The 19,246-nt window shown below is 65.0% G+C and carries 23 protein-coding genes; 4 read left to right on the top strand and 19 right to left on the bottom strand.

Features of this window, described 5'->3' with window-relative positions; translation table 11 throughout:
* Positions 1–2: 2 nt before the first annotated feature.
* From ACS7SF_RS11165 to ACS7SF_RS11185, 5 genes are all read right to left on the bottom strand, one after another.
* Entirely contained in the window at positions 3–410 is a 408-nt protein-coding gene (locus ACS7SF_RS11165) for a DoxX family protein (RefSeq protein WP_439892745.1), read from the bottom strand.
* A 15-nt stretch (positions 411–425) separates the two neighbouring features.
* Positions 426–713 (bottom strand): XapX domain-containing protein, encoded by a 288-nt coding sequence (locus ACS7SF_RS11170; RefSeq protein WP_439889851.1) that lies wholly within the window; start codon positions 711–713, stop codon positions 426–428.
* Positions 714–767: 54 nt separating this feature from the next.
* Entirely contained in the window at positions 768–1,589 is an 822-nt protein-coding gene (locus ACS7SF_RS11175) for an alpha/beta fold hydrolase (protein ID WP_439889852.1), read from the bottom strand.
* A 130-nt stretch (positions 1,590–1,719) separates the two neighbouring features.
* The gene (locus tag ACS7SF_RS11180) at positions 1,720–2,406 is read right to left on the bottom strand and encodes a hydrolase (protein ID WP_439889853.1); all 687 of its coding nucleotides are present in this window, start codon (positions 2,404–2,406) and stop codon (positions 1,720–1,722) included.
* Between the two features lie 189 nt (positions 2,407–2,595).
* Entirely contained in the window at positions 2,596–3,528 is a 933-nt protein-coding gene (locus tag ACS7SF_RS11185; protein ID WP_439889854.1) for a LysR family transcriptional regulator, read from the bottom strand.
* Positions 3,529–3,701: 173 nt separating this feature from the next.
* Here ACS7SF_RS11185 and ACS7SF_RS11190 point away from each other — a divergent pair, with 173 nt between their 5' ends.
* Both ACS7SF_RS11190 and ACS7SF_RS11195 read left to right on the top strand, forming a co-directional pair.
* Positions 3,702–4,556 (top strand): 3-hydroxybutyryl-CoA dehydrogenase, encoded by an 855-nt coding sequence (locus tag ACS7SF_RS11190; RefSeq protein WP_439889855.1) that lies wholly within the window; start codon positions 3,702–3,704, stop codon positions 4,554–4,556.
* A 152-nt stretch (positions 4,557–4,708) separates the two neighbouring features.
* Entirely contained in the window at positions 4,709–5,566 is an 858-nt protein-coding gene (locus tag ACS7SF_RS11195; RefSeq protein ID WP_439889856.1) for a PhzF family phenazine biosynthesis protein, read from the top strand.
* Here the strand turns inward: ACS7SF_RS11195 and ACS7SF_RS11200 are convergent.
* The 5 genes from ACS7SF_RS11200 to ACS7SF_RS11220 all read right to left on the bottom strand — a co-directional run bounded on the left by ACS7SF_RS11200 (position 5,563) and on the right by ACS7SF_RS11220 (position 10,009).
* Positions 5,563–6,099, bottom strand: a complete 537-nt coding sequence (locus ACS7SF_RS11200) for a GNAT family N-acetyltransferase (protein ID WP_439889857.1) — start codon at positions 6,097–6,099, stop codon at positions 5,563–5,565. The genes ACS7SF_RS11195 and ACS7SF_RS11200 overlap by 4 nt on opposite strands.
* Positions 6,096–6,692 carry a helix-turn-helix domain-containing protein gene (locus ACS7SF_RS11205; RefSeq protein WP_439889858.1) on the bottom strand — a complete coding sequence of 199 codons (597 nt, stop codon included), beginning with the start codon at positions 6,690–6,692 and terminating at the stop codon, positions 6,096–6,098. Before ACS7SF_RS11205 ends, ACS7SF_RS11200 begins: the two co-directional genes overlap by 4 nt.
* Before the next feature lie 54 nt (positions 6,693–6,746).
* Complete coding sequence (locus ACS7SF_RS11210; RefSeq protein WP_439889859.1) at positions 6,747–8,192, bottom strand: DUF1254 domain-containing protein; 1,446 nt, start codon at positions 8,190–8,192, stop codon at positions 6,747–6,749.
* A 204-nt stretch (positions 8,193–8,396) separates the two neighbouring features.
* Positions 8,397–9,380, bottom strand: coding sequence for an NAD(P)H-dependent flavin oxidoreductase (locus ACS7SF_RS11215; protein ID WP_439889860.1), 984 nt, complete (start codon positions 9,378–9,380; stop codon positions 8,397–8,399).
* 80 nt (positions 9,381–9,460) lie between these two features.
* Positions 9,461–10,009, bottom strand: coding sequence for a type 1 glutamine amidotransferase domain-containing protein (locus tag ACS7SF_RS11220; protein ID WP_439889861.1), 549 nt, complete (start codon positions 10,007–10,009; stop codon positions 9,461–9,463).
* Positions 10,010–10,127: 118 nt separating this feature from the next.
* Between ACS7SF_RS11220 and ACS7SF_RS11225 the strand changes: the two genes are divergently transcribed.
* Both ACS7SF_RS11225 and ACS7SF_RS11230 read left to right on the top strand, forming a co-directional pair.
* Entirely contained in the window at positions 10,128–11,054 is a 927-nt protein-coding gene (locus ACS7SF_RS11225; RefSeq protein WP_439889862.1) for an alpha/beta fold hydrolase, read from the top strand.
* The gene (locus ACS7SF_RS11230) at positions 11,054–11,560 is read left to right on the top strand and encodes an AAA family ATPase (protein ID WP_439892746.1); all 507 of its coding nucleotides are present in this window, start codon (positions 11,054–11,056) and stop codon (positions 11,558–11,560) included. The genes ACS7SF_RS11225 and ACS7SF_RS11230 overlap by 1 nt, the downstream gene beginning before the upstream one ends.
* 37 nt (positions 11,561–11,597) lie before the next feature.
* On the opposite strand, the gene ACS7SF_RS11235 is transcribed toward ACS7SF_RS11230, so the two are convergent.
* The 9 genes from ACS7SF_RS11235 to ACS7SF_RS11275 all read right to left on the bottom strand — a co-directional run bounded on the left by ACS7SF_RS11235 (position 11,598) and on the right by ACS7SF_RS11275 (position 19,061).
* Positions 11,598–12,383 (bottom strand): hypothetical protein, encoded by a 786-nt coding sequence (locus ACS7SF_RS11235; protein ID WP_439889863.1) that lies wholly within the window; start codon positions 12,381–12,383, stop codon positions 11,598–11,600.
* Between the two features lie 135 nt (positions 12,384–12,518).
* The gene (locus ACS7SF_RS11240; RefSeq protein ID WP_439889864.1) at positions 12,519–13,472 is read right to left on the bottom strand and encodes an MBL fold metallo-hydrolase; all 954 of its coding nucleotides are present in this window, start codon (positions 13,470–13,472) and stop codon (positions 12,519–12,521) included.
* An 11-nt stretch (positions 13,473–13,483) separates the two neighbouring features.
* Complete coding sequence (locus tag ACS7SF_RS11245) at positions 13,484–13,750, bottom strand: DUF1289 domain-containing protein (protein WP_439889865.1); 267 nt, start codon at positions 13,748–13,750, stop codon at positions 13,484–13,486.
* 10 nt (positions 13,751–13,760) lie between these two features.
* On the bottom strand, positions 13,761–14,261 hold the full coding sequence (locus ACS7SF_RS11250) for a YbaK/EbsC family protein (RefSeq protein ID WP_045202349.1): 501 nt from the start codon (positions 14,259–14,261) through the stop codon (positions 13,761–13,763).
* A 19-nt stretch (positions 14,262–14,280) separates the two neighbouring features.
* Positions 14,281–15,210: a hydroxymethylglutaryl-CoA lyase gene (locus ACS7SF_RS11255; protein ID WP_439889866.1), complete on the bottom strand. Its 930-nt coding sequence runs from the start codon at positions 15,208–15,210 to the stop codon at positions 14,281–14,283.
* 1 nt (position 15,211) lies between these two features.
* Positions 15,212–16,153, bottom strand: coding sequence for a 2-hydroxyacid dehydrogenase (locus ACS7SF_RS11260; protein WP_439889867.1), 942 nt, complete (start codon positions 16,151–16,153; stop codon positions 15,212–15,214).
* A 91-nt stretch (positions 16,154–16,244) separates the two neighbouring features.
* The gene (locus ACS7SF_RS11265) at positions 16,245–16,640 is read right to left on the bottom strand and encodes a type II toxin-antitoxin system RelE/ParE family toxin (RefSeq protein WP_439889868.1); all 396 of its coding nucleotides are present in this window, start codon (positions 16,638–16,640) and stop codon (positions 16,245–16,247) included.
* Between the two features lie 7 nt (positions 16,641–16,647).
* On the bottom strand, positions 16,648–16,944 hold the full coding sequence (locus ACS7SF_RS11270) for a type II toxin-antitoxin system Phd/YefM family antitoxin (RefSeq protein ID WP_439889869.1): 297 nt from the start codon (positions 16,942–16,944) through the stop codon (positions 16,648–16,650).
* 92 nt (positions 16,945–17,036) lie between these two features.
* Positions 17,037–19,061: an acetyl/propionyl/methylcrotonyl-CoA carboxylase subunit alpha gene (locus ACS7SF_RS11275; protein ID WP_439889870.1), complete on the bottom strand. Its 2,025-nt coding sequence runs from the start codon at positions 19,059–19,061 to the stop codon at positions 17,037–17,039.
* Positions 19,062–19,246: the final 185 nt, after the last annotated feature.

The following is a 19,246-nucleotide window of genomic DNA, read 5'->3' on the forward strand; positions in this document are numbered from 1 at the left end:
TGTCAGTACTTGGGAAACAGCGAGAAACGCCCGGGCCCCGCAATCAGCACGGTCGTGAAGATGATCAGCAGCATCCAGCCGAACTGCCCCTCGGCGAGCGACCAGTCCGGGTGCACCACCAGCATGGCCACCAGCAGCGTGAAGACGATCGGCAGGCACGCCAGGCGCGTCAGCACGCCAAGCGCAATCAGCAGCGGGCAAATGGTCTCCGACAGGATCGCCAGCAGCAACGTAGGTGCGGCGCCCATGTGGAACGGGTCTTCGATGCGCGTGAGTTCCTGGCTGTAGTGCAGCACCTTGGGCAGGCCGTGCACGGCAATGAGCAGCGCGCTGCCGGTGACGCGTAGGAACAGCAGGCTGGCGTGTGCAGCGCGGTGTTGTTTGTTGCAGCGGCAGTGGGTTCCAGCGATAGGCGGGTCATGGCATCAGCTTGGGTTGCCCGGCGCGCGGTCGCCGGTGGTAGCAATGTCAGACGGCTGTGCCTTGGGCGGTGCGCCGGTGATCTTCGGCACGCACTCCTGGCGGAACCACGCCATGGTGATCGGTTCGCCCGCCAGCAGGCGCTGCGCGGTCGGCACGATCTGCTCGCCGATCAGCATGCCAAGCAGCCCGATCAGCGCAATGGCCGGCGGCGCAGGGGATCGCACGTGCAGCAGCGCATAGATGAGGCCGACCAGCAGGCCGACGCCAAGGGAGATGAGATAGGGCTTCATGTGGCACTCCAGAGTGCGAAGGGCGGCGCGCCCGAGGTGCGCCGCCCGTGCTGGTCAGGCGGTGAGGAAGGCCAGCAGGTCAGCGTTGACCTTGTCCGCCTCAGTCACGCACATGCCGTGCGAGCCGCCCGGGTAGACCTTCAGTGTGCCGTTCTTCACCAGCTCCACACCCAGCTTGGCCGAATCGTCGATCGGCACGATCTGGTCGTCGTCGCCGTGCAGGAACAGCACCGGCACGTCGATCTTCTTCAGGTCTTCGGTGTAGTCGACCTCGGAGAACTCCTTGATGCACAGGTACTGGCCGTGGATGCCGCCGGTCATGCCCTGCGCCCAGAAGGCATCGATGGTGCCTTGCGAGACCTTCGCGCCCGGCCGGTTGAAGCCGAAGAACGGCGTGGCCAGATCGCGATAGAACTGTGAGCGGTTGTCGGTCACACCTTTGCGGATGCCGTCAAACACCTCAATCGGCAAGCCGTTCGGGTTGGCAGCCGTCTTGAGCATGATGGGCGGCACGGCGCCAATCAGTACGGCGCGGGCGACGCGCTTGGTGCCATGCCGGCCGATGTAGTGCGCGACCTCGCCGCCGCCGGTGGAGTGGCCGACCAGCGTGGCGCCCTGGATGTCGAGCGCATCGAGCAGTGCCGCTAGGTCGTCGGCATAGGTGTCCATGTCGTTGCCTTGCGAGGGCTGATCGGAACGACCATGGCCGCGCCGGTCATGAGCGATGACACGAAAGCCCTTCTGCACGAGGAATAGCATCTGCGCGTCCCACGCATCGGCATTGAGCGGCCAGCCGTGCGAGAAGACGACGGGCTTGCCGCTGCCCCAGTCCTTGTAAAAGATGCGCGTACCGTCTTGGGTCGTAATCGTTTGCATGGGAGAGAGTGGGTGAGAGTCGGTGGGCGGGTCCGGAGGGCCCGGATGGTCAGCCGGGCGGCGCATGCAGCAGTCCTGCTGTGCATGCGTCGCCCGCAGGAACGACGTCGGTGTTTGTACGGCAGCGCGATCAGTTGGCTGCCACCGGAGCCAGCGCCTCGTGCGGCGTGGCGGTGCGTTGCGGTGCCTTGTGCACCATCGTGTAAGCGTAGTCGACGCCCATGCCGTAGGCGCCCGAGTGCTCCTTCACCAGCTTCATCACGGCGTCATACGTATCACGATGGGCCCAGTCGCGCTGCCATTCCAGCAGCACCTGTTGCCACGTCACGGGCACCACACCGGCCTGCACCATGCGCTGCATGGCGTAGTCGTGTGCTTCCTTCGATGTACCGCCCGATGCGTCGGCGACCATGTAGATCTCGTAATCGGCATCGTGCATGGCCGACAGGGCAAAGGTGCAGTTGCACACCTCCGTCCACAGGCCCGAGACGACGACCTTCTTGCGGTTGTTCTTGGCGAGCGCGTCGCGCACCTTCTGGTCATCCCAGGAGTTCATCGACGTCCGTTCGAGCAGTTGCTGATCCGGAAACACGTCGAGCAGCTCGGGGTAGGTATAGCCCGAGAAGCTTTGCGATTCGACTGTGGTGATGGTGGTGGGGATGTTGAAGATCTTCGCCGCCTTGGCAAGGCCGACGGTGTTGTTCTTCAGCGTTTGTCGATCCATCGATTGCACGCCGAAGGCCATTTGCGGCTGATGGTCGATGAAGATCAGTTGACAGTTCTGCGGGGTGAGGACTTCCAGCTTGGGGTTCGTCATGGCCGTATCCGGTGAGGCGTCATGCAGATGAGGGAATGCCGCCGCGAGTTTGTGCCATGCAGAACGCACGGCAATCGGGGGGCCTATCCATGATAGGAATCTGCGCTGCGTGTACAACGCCAAAAACGGCGAGGGCAGTATTTGCGATTGACGAACAATCCGCGCGGTTTGGAGAAATATTTCGCGCCCTCAGCGGATCCACCCGCGCGCGAGCAAGGGCACGTCCCAGGCGGGCTCGCCTGCATGGTGGCTGACCAGGCAATCGATGAGCGCGCGGACCTTGACGGCTTGCCGCTGCGTTTCCGGATACACCGCAGAGAAGTGCAGCGGTACCAGGTCATAGTCGGCCAATACTGGGACGAGGCGCCCCGCGAGCAGGTCATCGCTCACCACCAGTGTGGGCAGGCACGCGATGCCGGCGCTGGTGAGCGCGTAGTCGCGCAGCAGATGGACGGAGTTTGAGCGCAGTTGCTCCGGCAACTCGAGTTCCGCACGCACCTCGCTGTCTTGCAAGAACGTCCAGCGCTTGCGCGTCGGATAGCCTGAGTACAGGGCCAGGGCATGCTGCAGGAGATCAGCCGGCTGTTGCGGCAGACCGTACTCCTCAACGTAAGCGGGTGTCGCACAGAACAGGCGCCGCAGCACGAACAGCCGTTTCTCGATCAACGAATCGTTGATGGGCGGGAAGATCTGGAATGCCACGTCAAAGCCTTCTGCAATCGGGTCGACCACGCTGTCTTCCACCACCACGTCGAGCTGGATATCGGGGTATTGCGCGCCAAACCGGGCCAGCGGCTCGGCAAAGTGGTTCAGCGCATAGCCGGGCAGCATGCGAATGCGCAGCTTGCCCACTGGCGTGGCGCGCAGGCCGCGCATCTGGTCGGTCAGGTCCGTCAGCATGCAGACGGCTTCGGCGCATTGCTTGTAGTACGTCTCGCCCACTTCCGAGAGCCGCACATGCCGTGTGCTGCGGTGGAACAGCGGCGCCTCGATAAAGCGCTCCAGTTGCTGCACGCGGTTGGTGACCACGGAGTTGGTCACGCCCAACTGGCGTGCGGCTTCGGCAAAGCTGCGCGTTTCGGCCACGCGCACAAAGGCTTCGATACTGAGAAAACGGTCCATTTGCAGCGTCCTGGCGCCTGGGCTCAAAGGGTGGCGCGACGGCAGCCATCATACGGCGATCGGGTGGAATGTGACGTTACCGCCGGCAAGGCTTTTCCGCAGATCGCTACGTCGTTTATCCTCTGCAATCTGTTTCATTCCAATACCCATTCCATACCAAGCGAGGAGCAGTCATGGCAATTCAAGTGGTCGGCATCGTCGGTGCCGGAACAATGGGCAACGGCATTGCGCAGGCATGTGCCGTGGTCGGGCTGGATGTGGTGATGGTGGACATCAGCGATGCTGCCGTGCAGAAGGGCATTGCCACCGTGGCCGGCAGCCTGGACCGTCTCATCAAGAAGGACAAGCTGACCGAAGCCGACAAGGCCGCCTCACTCGCGCGCATCCAGGGCTCGACCAGCTACGACGATCTCAAGCGCGCCGACCTCGTCATCGAAGCCGCCACCGAGAACTTCGACCTGAAGGTCAAGATCCTCAAGCAGCTCGAAGCCGTGGCTGCACCGCACGCCATCGTTGCATCCAACACGTCGTCGATCTCGATTACCAAGCTCGCGGCCGTGCTGCAAGATGCCAGCCGCTTCATCGGCATGCACTTCTTCAACCCGGTGCCGATGATGGCGCTGGTGGAAGTGATCCGCGGCCTGCAGACGAGCGATGCCACGCACGCTGCGGTCAACGCACTCGCCAAGCAGCTCGGCAAGACGCCGATCACGGTCAAGAACAGCCCGGGCTTTGTGGTCAACCGCATCCTGTGCCCGATGATCAACGAAGCGTTCTGCGTGCTGGGCGAGGGCCTGGCAAGCCCGGAAGAGATTGACGAAGGCATGAAGCTCGGCTGCAACCACCCGATCGGGCCGCTGGCGCTGGCCGACATGATCGGCCTGGACACCATGCTGGCCGTGATGGAAGTGCTGTACACCGAATTCGGCGATCCGAAATACCGCCCGGCCATGCTGATGCGCGAAATGGTGGCGGCTGGCTATCTGGGTCGCAAGACGGGGCGTGGCGTGTACGACTACAGCAAGTAAGCAGCAAGCGCTGACGGTGTTTGCGCTGTCCGCCAACTGTCAGGCTGGATTCGCGCAAACTGTCTGCAAGTGTGCATGGTGGCGGTGTGGCGGTGCGTTGATGATGACGCATCGCCACACCGCTTTTTCTTTTCCACACACCGGACGCCACCATGTCGCGCTACGCCTTCCGCCTGCTTAACGTCTTTGCCGAGTCCACCTTTGGCGGCAACCAGCTCGCCGTTTTTGAAGATGGGCGCGGCCTGGACGACGCCACCATGCAGGCCATCGGACGCCAGTTCAACCTGTCCGAAATCACGTTCATCTTTCCCGATGACACGGAGGGCGCCACGGCGCGCTTCCGCATCTTCACGCCCGACTACGAGATGCCGTTTGCCGGCCACCCGTCGCTGGGGACCGCGCAGGTGGTGCGTGAGCTGTACGGCCCGGGCAACGAACTGACGCTGCGTTGCCAGTCCGGCATCGTGTCGCTCACGGCGCAGGACGAGGGGTGGTCGCTCGTGCCGCCACGTTCCGGCGCGCTGAGCACGCGCGAAGCCGATCCGGCCATTGCGAAGATGCTGGGGTTGGACGCCGACGCGCTGGCGGGTCCGCCTCTGTGGGTCGATGCCGGTATCGAGCAACTAATGGTGCCGGTCAAGACACGCGCCGATGTGGAGCGCGCCCGGCCCGATCCGTCGGCTTTTGATGCGTGGCCGCGCAGCCGCAACGACGGGCGCAATGCGTACGTGTTCACCATGCCCAAGCCGGGCAGCGATGATCCGGTGGTATCGCGCTTCTTCTTCGAATACGGCACCGGCCTGTGGGAGGACCCGGGCACCGGTTCGGCGTGCGCCAACCTGGGCGGCTGGCTGCGCGCAACGGAGCATGCGCTGCCGGCGAGCTATCGCATTGAGCAAGGCGCCGCAGTGGGGCGGCCGTGCCATCTGACGTTGAAGGTCGATGCCGATGGCACGATCCACGTGGGTGGCCGCGTCATCGAAATCGGTCGCGGCACGCTTAACATCTAAGCGGCGTCCAACTGCTTGCAATAGAACGTCGTCCCGCAGAAGGCGCCGTCGGGCATCAGTGCGTAGTCGGGCACCACGCCCACGCGCTGCCAGCCGGCGCGGGTGTACAGGCGCTCGGCATCGCCGCCGGTGACAGTATCGAGCACGAGTACTGTCTTCCGCTCGGCACGCGCCACCTCTTCAACCGCCGCCATCAGCCGCTGCGCCACGCCTTGCCGGCGCGCGCGGCGGTGCACGAGCATCTTGGCCACATCGGCGCGGTGCGGCTGGTTCTCCGGCTGCGCCAGGATCAACTGCACAGTGCCGACGATGGCGCTGGTGTCGTCCGCGGCAATCAAGAGCGCACGCTCGCCGTGCGCGACACCTTCGGCCACCTTGCGCCAGAACGCCTGTGCCTTGTCGCGCGACAGCGGCCACATGAAGCTGACCGACGCGCCACCCTCCACGCAATCGACGAGGACATCCGCCAGCGCATCGACGCAGGCGCTCGCCTCATTGGCGCCAAGGCGCCGCACAGCCACGGTGTCGATCATGCGGTTCTCCAACTGGCGGAGAGCGCGGGCGGCAAGGTGGTGAGCGCCACCAGATAGCGCGCCGGCCGTTTGCTCGGGTTGTGAAAGACGATGGGGCGGTCGAGCTGCATGGCCAGGCAGTCGCCGGCATCGAGGCGCCAGTGCGTGTCGCCCACGGTCACCTCCATCGTGCCGTCGATCACCCACAACTGCTGATGGACTTCGGCGTCGCGCGCGCCGGTGTCGTAGGCCACGCGCTGGCCGGGCGGAAAGTGCACCTCCACCAGCTGGATGGGCGAGCGTGCGGCCGGTGACAGGTTGCGGCGGACGTAGCCCGACCCCGGGTCCGTCCATTCCGGCTGATCCGCGGCACGCGCCACCGGTGAAGGTTCGGCGGCGGGGGAGGCGCTGTCTTCGAACAACGACGCCAGCGTGACGCCCAGCGCAGAGCTGAGCCGGTCGAGTACGGCAGCAGTCGGGCTGCTCTGACCGCGCTCGATGAGGGAGATGGCCGAACGGCTGACCTGGCTGCGTTCGGCCAGGGCTTCGAGCGAGAAGCCCTGCGCGTCGCGCAATTCACGCAGGCGGCGGGCAATGCGTTGGTGGATGTCCATGCATCCAGTTTAATGGAATTTCACGTCCAGTAAACTGGATTGTGCGGGAGGAAGTCAATTTCGCCGTTGCACAGCCGGCGGTACCCAGGAGCCATCCAGCGCAGCCTCCTTGGGCCAGGTCAGTTGCATGCGCAGTTGGAACGGCCCCGTCGGCGGTGGCAGCCAGTTGTTGCGCATGCCCTTGGGCGGCAGGCGCTGGATCAGGATGTCGAGCGAACCATCCGGGTTCAGGCGCGGGCGGTCCGCTTCGCTGAGCATGTTGCGCAGTTCCCACCGCGCCGCTGCACGTGCGGGCTGCGGCGCCATGGCGATGGCGGCCACGGCCCAGCCGGCGTTTTCGGGCGGCAGCTGGTTGCGATCGAAATGCAGCACGTACGGGTGCACGCTGTCGAGCGATAGGCCGTTGGCGTCCGTCGTGGCAGTGGCGATCAGCATGTCTTGCGGCAGGTCGGCACCGCCGCCGTCCCACGCCACGATGGCGCGCTGCGCGTAGTCCAGCCCATACGCGCCGACATAGCGGGGGATGAACCAGCCGTTCTGCGTGATGGTCGGCTGCTTGACGGCCAGCTCCAGCGTGCTGCGTGCCGCGTCGACACCGGCGTCCATCACTTTCAAGCTGGAGGCGTTCACCGCCTTGGCATCGAACGGCGCGCCGGGCGTGATGCCCAGATCTCGCAGGGACTGCACCATCGTGGAATCCGCCGGGTGCGGCGGGTTGTCTTTGAGCAGCGCGGCAAAGCGGGTGAAGTAGGCGTTGGCGTCGAGCGCGGTGACGCGGCGGCGCGCGGCGTCCAGGCTGATGTCGATGTCGGTGGCTTTGTCGGCGTCGGCTTCCGCTTCGGTGTCGCGGGCGGCGGGTTTGCCGAAGGCGTCCAGCGGCGTGATGCGATAGCGGTCTTGCACCCGGCGTGCGGCGGGCAGATCGCGCTGGCCGGCCGTCTGCGTGCGGGCCACGATCCACACCAAGTTGGTTGGCGCGGCGACCTGTTTGACGCCCGCCGGCAACGTGCCTTCCCAGCCCGGCGGCGTGATGGCGTAGTGCGCGGCGCGCGTGCCGGTGGTGCGGTTGCCCAGCGATTCAAAGATGTCTGTCCACCCGTCATGCAATGCCACCCAGATGTGGCGGCGGCCTACGTCGGGCAGGCTCAGTACCACCGGGCCGTTGCGCAAATCGACGAAGGCGCTGCTCGTGAGCGCATCCACGCGGGTGCGCGCGCCGGCGGGCGTAGCCGCTTCGTCGAGTGTGCGCTGGTGCATGAAACGGCCCGTGGGTGCCTGGGCGGAAGTGGTCTGCAGCAGGGCGTCCGTCATCATCAACGGAAACGCATATACGTAGGCGGCCCGCACCTGGGCTTCGCCAGGTTGGGGCAAGCGCAGTTCGGCGCCTGCAGCGGTATCCGGAGTCCGGGTGGCGCAGCCTGACAGAGCCAGCGCCACCACGCTCAGCGCCACGGCCGCCAGCTTTGCAAGCCAGCGCGCAGGCGCGAGACAGTGCGTCATCGTGTTCTCCTTCTTGTCGGTACGCGGCAACAGGAAATCAGACGCCTGTCTAACATCCCCCCAAGGATGATTGCGCACACGCTTGCGTGGTCGCCCGGGATAAGCGTCCCGTCGCCGCGCTTGTTCTTGAGCATTTTTGAATTTAGAAGTGCGACCGCCGCAAGTCAATCGAAGTGCAGTGGGGTACGCCCATCCAGCCCGTGCTTACAGACGCAGGTGGATCGCCAGACGCAATTTCGCCGCGTCATATTCGGCTTTCAGGCGGGCGACGATTTCCCCGGCGGGTGGAACATCCCCGATCTGGCCGACACCTTGACCCGCGCCCCAGATGTCTTTCCAGGCTTTGGCGCGCGAGCTGCCATCGCCAAAGTTCATCGTCGACTTGTCGGCTTCGGGCAGGGCGGCAGGGTCCAGGCCCGCCAATTCGATGCTTTCGCGGATGTAGTTGCCGTGCACGCCTGTGAAGAGGTTCGTGTAGACGATGTCCGACGCGGCCGCACGCAGGATCGCTTGCTTGTAGCTTTCTGCCGCATGCGCCTCTTTGCTCGCGATGAAGCGTGTGCCGATGTAGGCGAGGTCCGCGCCCATGGCCTGCGCGGCCAGGATGGCGTCGCCCGTGGCGATGGCGCCCGACAGCGCGATCGGCCCGTCGAAGATGCGCCGCACCTCGCCCACCAGCGCGAATGGCGACAGCGTGCCGGCATGTCCGCCCGCACCCGCCGCTACCAGGGTCAAGCCATCGACGCCGGCTTCGAGCGCCTTCTCGGCATGGCGCAGGTTGATCACGTCGTGCAGGACGATGCCACCGTAGCTGTGCACGGCATCCAGGATCTCCTTGACCGGCGCGCGCAGCGAGGTGATGAAGATCGGCACCTTGTGCTTGACGCAGGTGGCCACGTCCTGCTCCAGCCGTGCATTCGAGTGGTGCACGATCTGATTGACCGCGAGCGGCCCGACCACATCGTGCGGATGTGCGGCGCGGTGGGCGGCCAGGTCTTCATTGATCTGCGTGAGCCAGTCGTCCAGCACCTCGGCGGGGCGTGCGTTGAGCGCCGGAAACGCGCCGACGATGCCCGCCTTGCACTGCGCCAACACCAGCTCCGGATAACTCACGATGAACATCGGCGAGCCGATTACGGGCAGCGTCAGATGTTGCAGGGCGGGCGGCAGATGCTTGGCGGCGGGCATGGCGGCTCCTGGTGAGGGTGTGCGGAGGGCGTCGTTCGATTATAGGAACGATCCCGCACCCCGCATCGCCGCAATCCGCCTCAGGCATGCGCATGCTGCGCAAGCAATTCGATAAAGGTGCGGTTGAAGGCGGGCAGGTCGTCGGGTTTGCGGCTGCTGACCCAGTTGCGGTCGGTCACGACTTCCTGGTTGACCCACATGCCGCCTGCGTTGCGGATGTCGTCCTGCAGCGTGGGCCAGCTCGTGAGCGTACGTCCGCGCACCAGCCCGGCCGACACCAGCAGCCACGGCCCGTGGCAGATCACGGCAATGGGTTTTTGCTCGCGCTCGAACGCTTTTACAAAGGCCTGCGCGGCGGGCACCATGCGCAGCGCATCCGCGTTGAACACGCCGCCGGGCAGCACCAGGCCATGGAAGTCTTCCGCGCGGGCGTAGTCCAGCACCAAATCCACTTTGAACTTGTCGGCCTTGGTGTCGTGATGCAACCCTGTCACGCTGCCGGCCTTGGGCGCGATGATGGCGGTGGTGGCGCCGGCTTCTTCCAGCGCTTGCTTGGGGCTGGCGAGCTCGGCTTGCTCGAAGAGGTCGTCGACGAGGATGGCGATGCGGGTGCCGGATAGCGTAGTCATGGTGCGCTCCTGTCAGATGGAGATGGGCGGAGCGGACAGCTTCGCAACGTGCATGCCCGCGGTGCGCTAGCATGCGGAGCATCCATCGCACGCATCGCACACCACCACGGAGACCCGCATGACCACGCCGCTATCCATCGACGCCGCTACCGCCGCCGCAGACGCCGCGCTGTTTCCCGGCTTTCGCCCGTTCCGCCAGACCGTCAACGGGGTGGAGATTGCGGGGGTGATCGGTGGCAGTGGTCCGCCCTTGCTGTTGCTGCACGGGCATCCGCAAAGCCATGTGATCTGGCACAAGGTGGCGCAGGACTTGGCACGTGATTACACCGTCGTCGCGACCGATCTGCGCGGCTATGGCGCCTCGTCCAAACCGGAAGGCAGCGCCCGGCATGTGGAATACAGCAAACGCGTCATGGCACAGGACCAAGTGGAGGTGATGCGCGCGCTCGGCTTCGGCCGCTTCCGGCTATGCGCGCACGACCGCGGCGCCCGTGTGGCGCATCGCCTGTGCGTCGATCACCCCGCGCACGTGGAGCGCGCCATGCTGCTCGACATCGCGCCCACGCTGGCGATGTACGAACACACCGACATGGCGTTTGCGTCCGCCTACTGGCACTGGTTCTTCCTGATCCAGCCGCACCCGTTTCCCGAAACGCTCATCAACGCGACGCCCGATTTCTACATCAGCAAGCTGATGGGGCTGCGCCATGCAGGCCTGCAGCCATTCGCGCCCGAAGCCATGGCCACCTACGCCGCCGCCATGCGCGAGCCCGCCTGCGTGCACGCCATGTGCGAGGACTACCGCGCCGCCGCCACCATCGACCTCGAACACGATCGCGCCGATCGCGAAGCCGGCAAGCGTGTGCGTGTGCCCCTGCGCGTGCTGTGGGGCGAGCATGGGGTGATTCAGCGGTGCTTCAAGCCGCTGGAGCTGTGGCAGGCCGTAGCGGAGAACGTGAGCGGCGGCACCGTGCCGTGCGGGCACTACGTGCCGGAGGAGGCGCCGGAGGCGTTGTTGACGGAGATGCAGGCGTTCTTCGCGTGATGCAGGAAGCGATGGTGGCGCACGTTGACATCATCAACCCCGATGCGTTTCTGGCAACGCCTTCCGGACGTGTCTGGACGCCCGAGCATAGCAAGGACGCTTGGGCGCGCTGCTTTCGGCTGCTGGAGGATCACCTGCAGCGGCCCGCACCAACTGGCATGCATCGGCTATTGATCGTCTGCGGCCTGCAAGGCGCAGGAAAATCGCACTGGATCCGTTTGAACGCGCGGCGCTATGCGCCCTGCATTGTGTTCGATGCTGCGCTGCCCGGTATCCGGCATCGGCAGCCGATTCTAGAACTGGCCCGTCGATATGGGGCTGGCGTGATCGCTGTATGGATCGACACGCCAATCGACCTGGCGCTTGCGCGCAATGCGCTGCGCGCGGCTGACCAGCGGGTGCCGGAGGCGAGCATTAGAAGCGTTGCCACACTGTTCGAGCCGCCCTCCGTGGGCGAGGGGTTTTGCGAGGTGTTGCGATTGGACGGCTCGGCTTCAGCGTTTTGACCAGGACATCAGCGTTGAGTGGCGTTCTTCCGCGCGATCAAGGCGAGACAGGACCCGCGTTGGTCGACCCGGTTGTCGATACGGTCGGGTTCGCGGTGGCTGCGGGCACGGCCGGCGTAATGACCGCATTGCGTGGCCACACGACGACATCGTCATAGGCATAGAGCTGGCAGTTGGTGAACTGCTTCGAGTGGCACAGCGTCATGGCCTTCTCGATGGAATCCTTGTCGGACCACCAATACGTATGGTGGCCGCCGTCTGCAAGCACGAATGCCTTGGGAGCCTTGCTCGCGAGGTAGCGGGTGTAGCCCTTTCGGGCAAACGCGTAGGGTACGGCATCGACGTTGCTGGCATCCGCGTAGCCCGACGGTGCGGGCAGGGAGACCTCGGTGTGGGCCATGCCACCGGCCACCGCCGGAATGCTGACGATCGAGTTGGTGCCCATGCGCACCATGATGACGTCGGGATAGTCATAGGCCGCGCCTGATGACGTGTCCACTGCAACACCTATTGCACCGCCGAACAGTACATTGCCGAACGCCATCGCCTTGGTAGTCGACTTCACGGTCGCAAGGCCAGCGGCCATCTCGTCCTTGTCGCATCGCACGCTGAGATCCCCATACGCGCGGTGGATCGTCACAGTGCCCGGCGTTGTCACGTAGTACGTGCCCTTGCTGTTGACGAGCTTGCAGTTTGCGCCGGTCACCGGCACGTCGTTCTTGCGTGTTTCCACTGAAACGACCTGATTGGTGCCGCTGACGATGGATGCGCAGCCCGTGATGGCGCAGCAAGCGCCCAGCAGCAGCCACTGGATGACCCTCATACCCCTTCCCCTTTTTTGTGTATTGAATGCGTCGCGATGGCATTTTGCCATCGGGCTCGATCGTAGATAGGTCACACGATGGCGCAACCCTGCGCCGGAGGGGACATCAGTTCGTGCCGGGTTGTGTTTCTGCGGTCAATCGCGGTTGCGAATCTGTCCGTGCTCGACTGTTGCCGCCCCCGCCTTAACCAGCGCAGCAATGGCCGCATCAAGCATCTCGACCAATGATGTGTTGGGAAAGAACCGCCCCTGCAACCGCGGCATCAACGTCGTCTGCGTGAACCACGCGGCCAGCGCTTCATGGGCGAGCGCTTGCTGCTCCAGCAGCTTGAACTTCACCAGCACGCGGATGGCATGCAGCGCATTGCGCTCCGCATCCACCCGAAGATAGGCCAACCGACTGAGCGACGCATCAATGGCGGCATTGACGCCGGTGAACGGCCGGCCATGCCCGGGGATGACGACACGCGCATCGAGCTGCGCGATACGTTCGAGAATCGCCTGCTGCTCGGTAAAGCCGCTCTCGCCTTCCAGCTCGGGGAAGATCACGCCAAAGCCGCGTTCCCACAGTGCATCGGCGGAGAGCAACACACGCGTATCGGGGCTGAAGAGAATGACCGCGTTCGGGTCATGCCCCGGTGCACTGATGACCTGCCAGTCGAAGTCGCCCAGGCGCAAGGTCATGCCGTCTGCGAGGCCGGCGTCGGCATCCGTTTCGGGCAGCGTGAAGCGCGCGCACTGTTGGCCGGTGGGGGTGTAGCTCAGGGCCTCCGCATCCCAGCGGCGCACGTCGGCGACTTGCGCGGCAGGCACGCGGGTGTGGCAGTCGTACAGCGCTTGCAGTGCCGCGTTGCCGCCGCAGTGGTCGGAATGCAGATGCGTATTCAGCAGACGGCGCAGCGGCCTGCCTTGTAGCGCGTGCTGCACCAGCGCCACGGTCTGCGGGGCGTGTGTGAGGTACCCGGAGTCGACCAGCGAGCAGCCGCCGTGCGCGTCCTCATCGAAGAAGAGGATGTTGTTGGACGACAGCCAACCACGCTCGAACACGCGCATCGAGTCTGGGAGGGTGACGATGTCGTGTTCGGCCATGTTGGGGGCGGTTAGGCGCAGGGCGTGTCGTTAAGCCACGTGCACGCGCGCTCGGGCAAGGTCTTCCAGACTGCGAGGCGTGCAGCGTCATTCATGGTCGACCACGTGGCAATCTCGTCGAGGGTACGCATGCAGCCGATGCACAGGCCGCGCGCATCGTTCATCTTGCATACGTTGATGCATGGCGACGCGACCGGCAGTGCACGCTCAGCCTGCGCGCGGCTGTTGCGCAGCTTGCCGAGCGCGAGCTTGAGTTGGGCGCGTGTACAGCCGTCCATGAGCGTTCGATCAATCTCGCTGGGCGATGTCGGCGACGGGTGCGCCGGTCATCGCCTCGAGCTCGGCGGGCGTGAGATTGAACACCGCGTGCGGATGGCCAGCCGCGGCCCACACGCTGTCGTACTGGAACAGGTCGCGGTCGAGCAGCATCACGGGCTTGACCGCATGGCCGACGGGGCACACGCCGCCGATGGCATAACCCGTCTTCTCGCGCACGAATTTGGCGTCGGCCTTGGCGAGGGCACCCACGTGCGCGGAAACCTTTGCCTCGTCGACACGGTTGGTGCCGCTGGCGATCACCAATACCGGCACGTCGTCTTCTGCGCGGCGGAAGATGATCGACTTGGCGATCTCCGCCACCGAGCAGCCCAGGCCGGCAGCCGCTTCGGCGGAGGTCTTGCCGGTGGCCGGCAGCATGACGATGGCTTTCTCGTAGCCGAGTGTGCGCAAGTGGTCGGCCACGCGCTGGGCGGATTCAGGCAGGGGGGCGTTGGTGTCGGTAGCGGTCATCGTTGTTCTTCGTGAAGGTTCAGATGCAGGCCTGGGCGATCTGGTCCTGCAGTTTGAGCAGCAGTGCGCGGCCCGCGCGTGAAGCGGTCGGTCGGCCGATGGCTTGCGAGATGAAATCACCCGCCAGCACCACCTTGTCCAGATCAATGCCGGTGCGGATGCCCAGGCCATGCAGCAGGTACAGCACGTCTTCGGTCGCCACGTTGCCGGTCGCGCCCTTGGCGTACGGGCAGCCGCCCAGCCCCGCCACCGATGCGTGGAAGATGTTGATGCCGACTTCCAGGCTGGCGAGGATGTTGGCCAGCGCCTGGCCATACGTGTCGTGGAAGTGGCCGGAGAGGCGGTCGATCGGGAAGGTCGCTGCAGCGGCTTCCATCACCGTCTTCACGCGCCCGGCGGTGCCCACGCCGATGGTGTCAGCAATGTCGATCTCATCGCAGCCGAGGTCGGCCATGCGCTGGATCACGTCGACCACGGCAGACACCGGCACCTCGCCCTGATACGGGCACCCAAGCGAGCACGAGATCGACCCGCGCACGCGAATGCCCGCATCCTTCGCTGCCTTGGCCACCGGCACGAAGCGCTCGATCGATTCGGCAATCGAGCAGTTGATGTTCTTCTGTGCGAAGGCCTCGCTGGCGGCGCTGAAGATCACTATCTCATCGGCCCCCGCCGCAGCGGCACCCTCGAAGCCCTTCATGTTGGGCGTGAGCACCGAATACAGCGTGCCCGGCCGGCGCTGGATGCGCGCCATCACGTCAGCGCCGTCGGCCATCGCCGGCACCCACTTGGGCGACACGAACGACGCGGCTTCCACGTTGACGAAACCGGCGTCTGACAGGCGGTTCACCAGTTCGACCTTGGTGTCGGTGGAGACCGGCGCCTTCTCGTTCTGCAGACCGTCGCGCGGGCCGACTTCGACCACCTTCACAAAATGCGGATAGCTCATCTCAGTAACCTCGTTGCAGATCGACGATGCCGACGATCGGTTCGCCGGCTTCCAGCGCGCGGATCTTGCGCGCGATCTGGGCAATGCTCACCTCGCGCAGCGTCAGCGCCGAAATGTGCGGCGTGATGTGGATGCGCGGTTCGGTCCAGAAAGGGTGATCGGCGGGCAGCGGCTCGGTGCGGAACACGTCGAGCGCGGCGCCGGCAATCTGCCCGCTGCGCACAGCGGCGAGCAGATCGTCTTCCACCACGTGCTTGCCACGCGCCACGTTGACGAGGAACGCGCCCGGTGTGAGCTGCGTGAGCAGCTTGGCGTCGATCACGTTCTCGGTGTCAGCGGTGAGCGGCAGCACGTTCACCAGCACGCGCGTGCCCGACAGAAAGCCGGGCAGCGCATCGGTGCCTGCGCGGCAATCGATGCCGTCGATGGTCTTCGCCGAACGGCTCCAACCGCGCACCGGAAAACCGAAGCCCGCTAGCGTCTTGGCGATGTGCGTACCGAGCACGCCCAGGCCCAGCACGCCGACGACAAACTCATCGCGATTGAACGGTTTGAGGAAGCGCCACATCTTGGCCTGCTGCTGGCGCTCGTATTCATCGAGGCGGCGGAAGAAGCGCAGCACGGCATGCGTGACGTACTCGCCCATTTGCGCGGCCATGCCGGCGTCGTCCAGGCGCACGATTGGCAGACCGTCCGGGATGGCGTCGGGCGATTGCGCACGCAGGCCGAGGATGGCGTCGACACCGGCACCGAGGTTGAACACCGCGCGCAAGTCCTGGCGCCCGCGCAGCATATCGGCGGGCGGTTGCCAGACCACCGCGTAGTCGGCATCCTGCGCCGCACCTTGTTCCCACACCGACAGCCGCGCCTCAGGCAGCGCCTGCGCAAAACCATCGAGCCAGGGTTGGGGCTTGCCGTCGGGCGTGTAGATCTGGATGTGCATGTGGGGCGACTTCGAGATGCGTGGTTGACGCACGGTTGACGTATACGTCAAGCAGTGTAGCAGGGGCCGACGAGGCGCGTGGCGGCTGGTTTTAGGGCTGTCCGGGCCACAGGTGCGCAAAGTCGAAGGACAGTTGTCGGTGGTGTCGGATCGACAGCAGGTAGATCGTTTCACCGAGATGGGCGTACAAGACGAGGTACTCCCGAAGGACGTACTCACGCAACTCGCCGTCAGCAGCGTGTGCCAGTTGACGTTTCAGTTGGCCCTGCTTTGTAAGCGCCTCGACCGATGTCGCTGCCCTAGATAGTAGTGGTGGCCCCATCGTCGGAAATTGCTCCAGATTGGGAACAACGGTCTCCGTCAATTCATCGAGCAGGCGGTCGTAGCCTTCTGGAAAATCGCGTTCGATCCAGAACGCTTCAATGGCTTCGAGGTTATGTTCGAAGTTCTCCGTCAACTTGACGGATAAGCGTGGTTTGCGCGCCATTCGTCAGTTATGCCTTGCGGCTACGCTGGCGCTTCAATGCGCCGAGTGCTTGTCGGGCATCCTTGACGCGCCCAGCCTCCACATCAGCCAGCCCCTTGGCGGCATCGTCCAGCAGCAGCAGATGAATCCGTGCGCGCTCAAGCTGGTGGTAGTAGTCGAGCCGTTGCGCGTCGATCAAGGCAACATAGCTCTCGCCGTTTTTGGTGACGATCTTCTCTGCGCCAGCTTTGACCTGCTCGGCCAACTCTGACAGGTTGGCTCGCGCTTGGGACAGCGGAATCACGTCGCGTGCTGAAAAAGCCATGGCAGGCTCCTCATAAAATCAGTACATAATTCTGTACATAATACACGCACTGAGAAGTGAGCCGCCGAGGCTCTTGGCGGCCCGCTTTCGCGTCACTCTGCCGGCTTGAACGCCAGCAACTGCACGCCTTCCGTCACCTGATCGCCCACGCCATACAGCACGGATTCGACCACGCCATCCGCAGGCGCGGTGAGCGTGTGTTCCATCTTCATCGCTTCCATGACGACCAGCGGTGCGCCCTTGGTGACGCTCTGCCCGGGCGTGGCGAGGACGGCGATGACCTTGCCGGGCATCGGTGCGGTCAGCTTGCCGCCTTCGTCGTCGGTCTCACCCGCGTGGGCGAGCGGGTCGTGGCGCTCGAGCGTCCAGTGCGCGCCGCCGGTGAAGACGTGGAAGACGTCGCCATCTGCGTGCACCTGGCCGGTGGCCTTGTGCGAGCCGAGCGCGATGGTGAAGGTCTCGCTGTGGCGTTGCGTGGTGAAGGGTGCGTCGGCGCCATTGGTTTTCAGGCGCGAGCCGTCGCGGCCGTAGACGAGCGTGGCATCGATGGATTGATCGCCGTGGGTGAAGCGTAGCGAGCGTTCTGCCGCGCTGTTCAGGCGCCAGCCGCTGCCGCGCGCCCATGGGGAGTGCGGATCGCGTGTGTCGGTGCGCAGGCTGCGCGCCTCGCGCGCCAGCAGTGCGGCCACGGCCAGGGCGATGGCGTCTTGCGGCACTTCAGGCGCAGCGGGGAACAGCGTGTCGTGATTGCGTGCGATCAGGCCCGTATCCAGATCGGCGGTCGCAAACGGCTTCGATGCCACCAAGCGGCGCAGGAAGGCCACGTTGGACGACAGCCCGACCAGGTGGAAGCTGCCCAGCGCCTGAAGCATGCGCGCGAGTGCTTCTTCGCGGTCGCGGCCCCAGACGATCAGCTTGGCGATCATCGGGTCGTAGTAGGGGCTGATGGCGTCGCCCTCGCGCACACCGGCGTCGATCCGCACGGCCGCGGGTTCGCCATTGGCCTGCGCGCCGACGGTGAACTCCACCGCCGTGGGCGTGCGCAGCACCTTCAGCGTGCCGATGGAGGGCAGGAAATCGCGGTCGGGGTTCTCGGCGTAGATGCGTGCTTCGAGCGCATGGCCGTGGATGTGCAGTTCATCCTGCGTGCGCGGCAGCGGCTCGCCGGAGGCCACGCGCAATTGCCATTCGACGAGGTCTTCGCCCGTGATCATTTCGGTGACGGGGTGCTCGACCTGCAGGCGCGTGTTCATCTCCATGAAATAGAACGTGCCGTCTTCATCGACGATGAACTCGACGGTGCCGGCGCCGACGTAGCCGACAGCGCGCGCGGCGGCCACGGCGGCTTCGCCCATGGCGCGGCGGCGGTCCAGCGTCATGCCGGGGGCGGGGGCTTCTTCCAACACCTTCTGGTGGCGGCGCTGCACGGAGCAGTCGCGCTCGAACAGGTAGACGGCATCGCCAAAGCTGTCGGCGAAGACCTGGATTTCGATATGGCGCGGGCGGGTGAGGTACTTCTCGATCAGCACGCGGTCGTCGCCAAAACTGCTTGAAGCTTCGCGTTTGACGGAGGCGAGCGAGGCTTCGAATGCATCGCTCGATTCCACCACGCGCATGCCCTTGCCGCCGCCGCCGGCGCTGGCTTTGATGAGCACGGGGTAGCCGATGCGGTCGGCTTGCGTGCGCAGGAAGGCGGCGTCCTGGTTGTCGCCGTGGTAGCCGGGCACGAGCGGCACGCCGGCCTTCTCCATCAGTGCTTTCGCGGCGCTCTTGCTGCCCATCGCTTCAATGGCCGAGGCTGGCGGGCCGACGAAGATGATGCCGGCGTCTGCGCAGGCTTTGGCGAAGGCTTCGTTTTCCGAGAGGAAGCCGTAGCCGGGGTGGACGGCCTGGGCGCCTGTTGCGAGTGCGGCTTCGAGGATGCGGTCGGCGCGCAGGTAGCTGTCGCGGGCGGCGGGTTCGCCAATGTGGATGGCTTCGTCGCAGGCGGCGACGTGGCGGGCGTTGGCGTCGGCATCGGAGTAGACGGCGACCGTGCGGATGCCCAGCTTGCGGCAGGTGGCGGCGACTCGGCAGGCGATTTCGCCTCGGTTGGCGATGAGGAGTTTGGTGATCATTTGGTGTTTGTCTCCGGTGTTCTCTGCATCTTTTGCACTTGTGGTGCATCCCTTTTTTGGCTTTCGCCAAGGAAGGGCCTTGTAGTCCATCCCTTGTTTCACCCCCTGCCGGGGCTGACTCACTTTCTTTGTCTTGCCAAAGAAAGTAACCAAAGAAAGGCGCGCCCGAGATGGCGACACCCTCC

It is taken from the genome of Ralstonia sp. 25C (genome assembly GCF_051904805.1).
Lineage (GTDB): Bacteria > Pseudomonadota > Gammaproteobacteria > Burkholderiales > Burkholderiaceae > Ralstonia.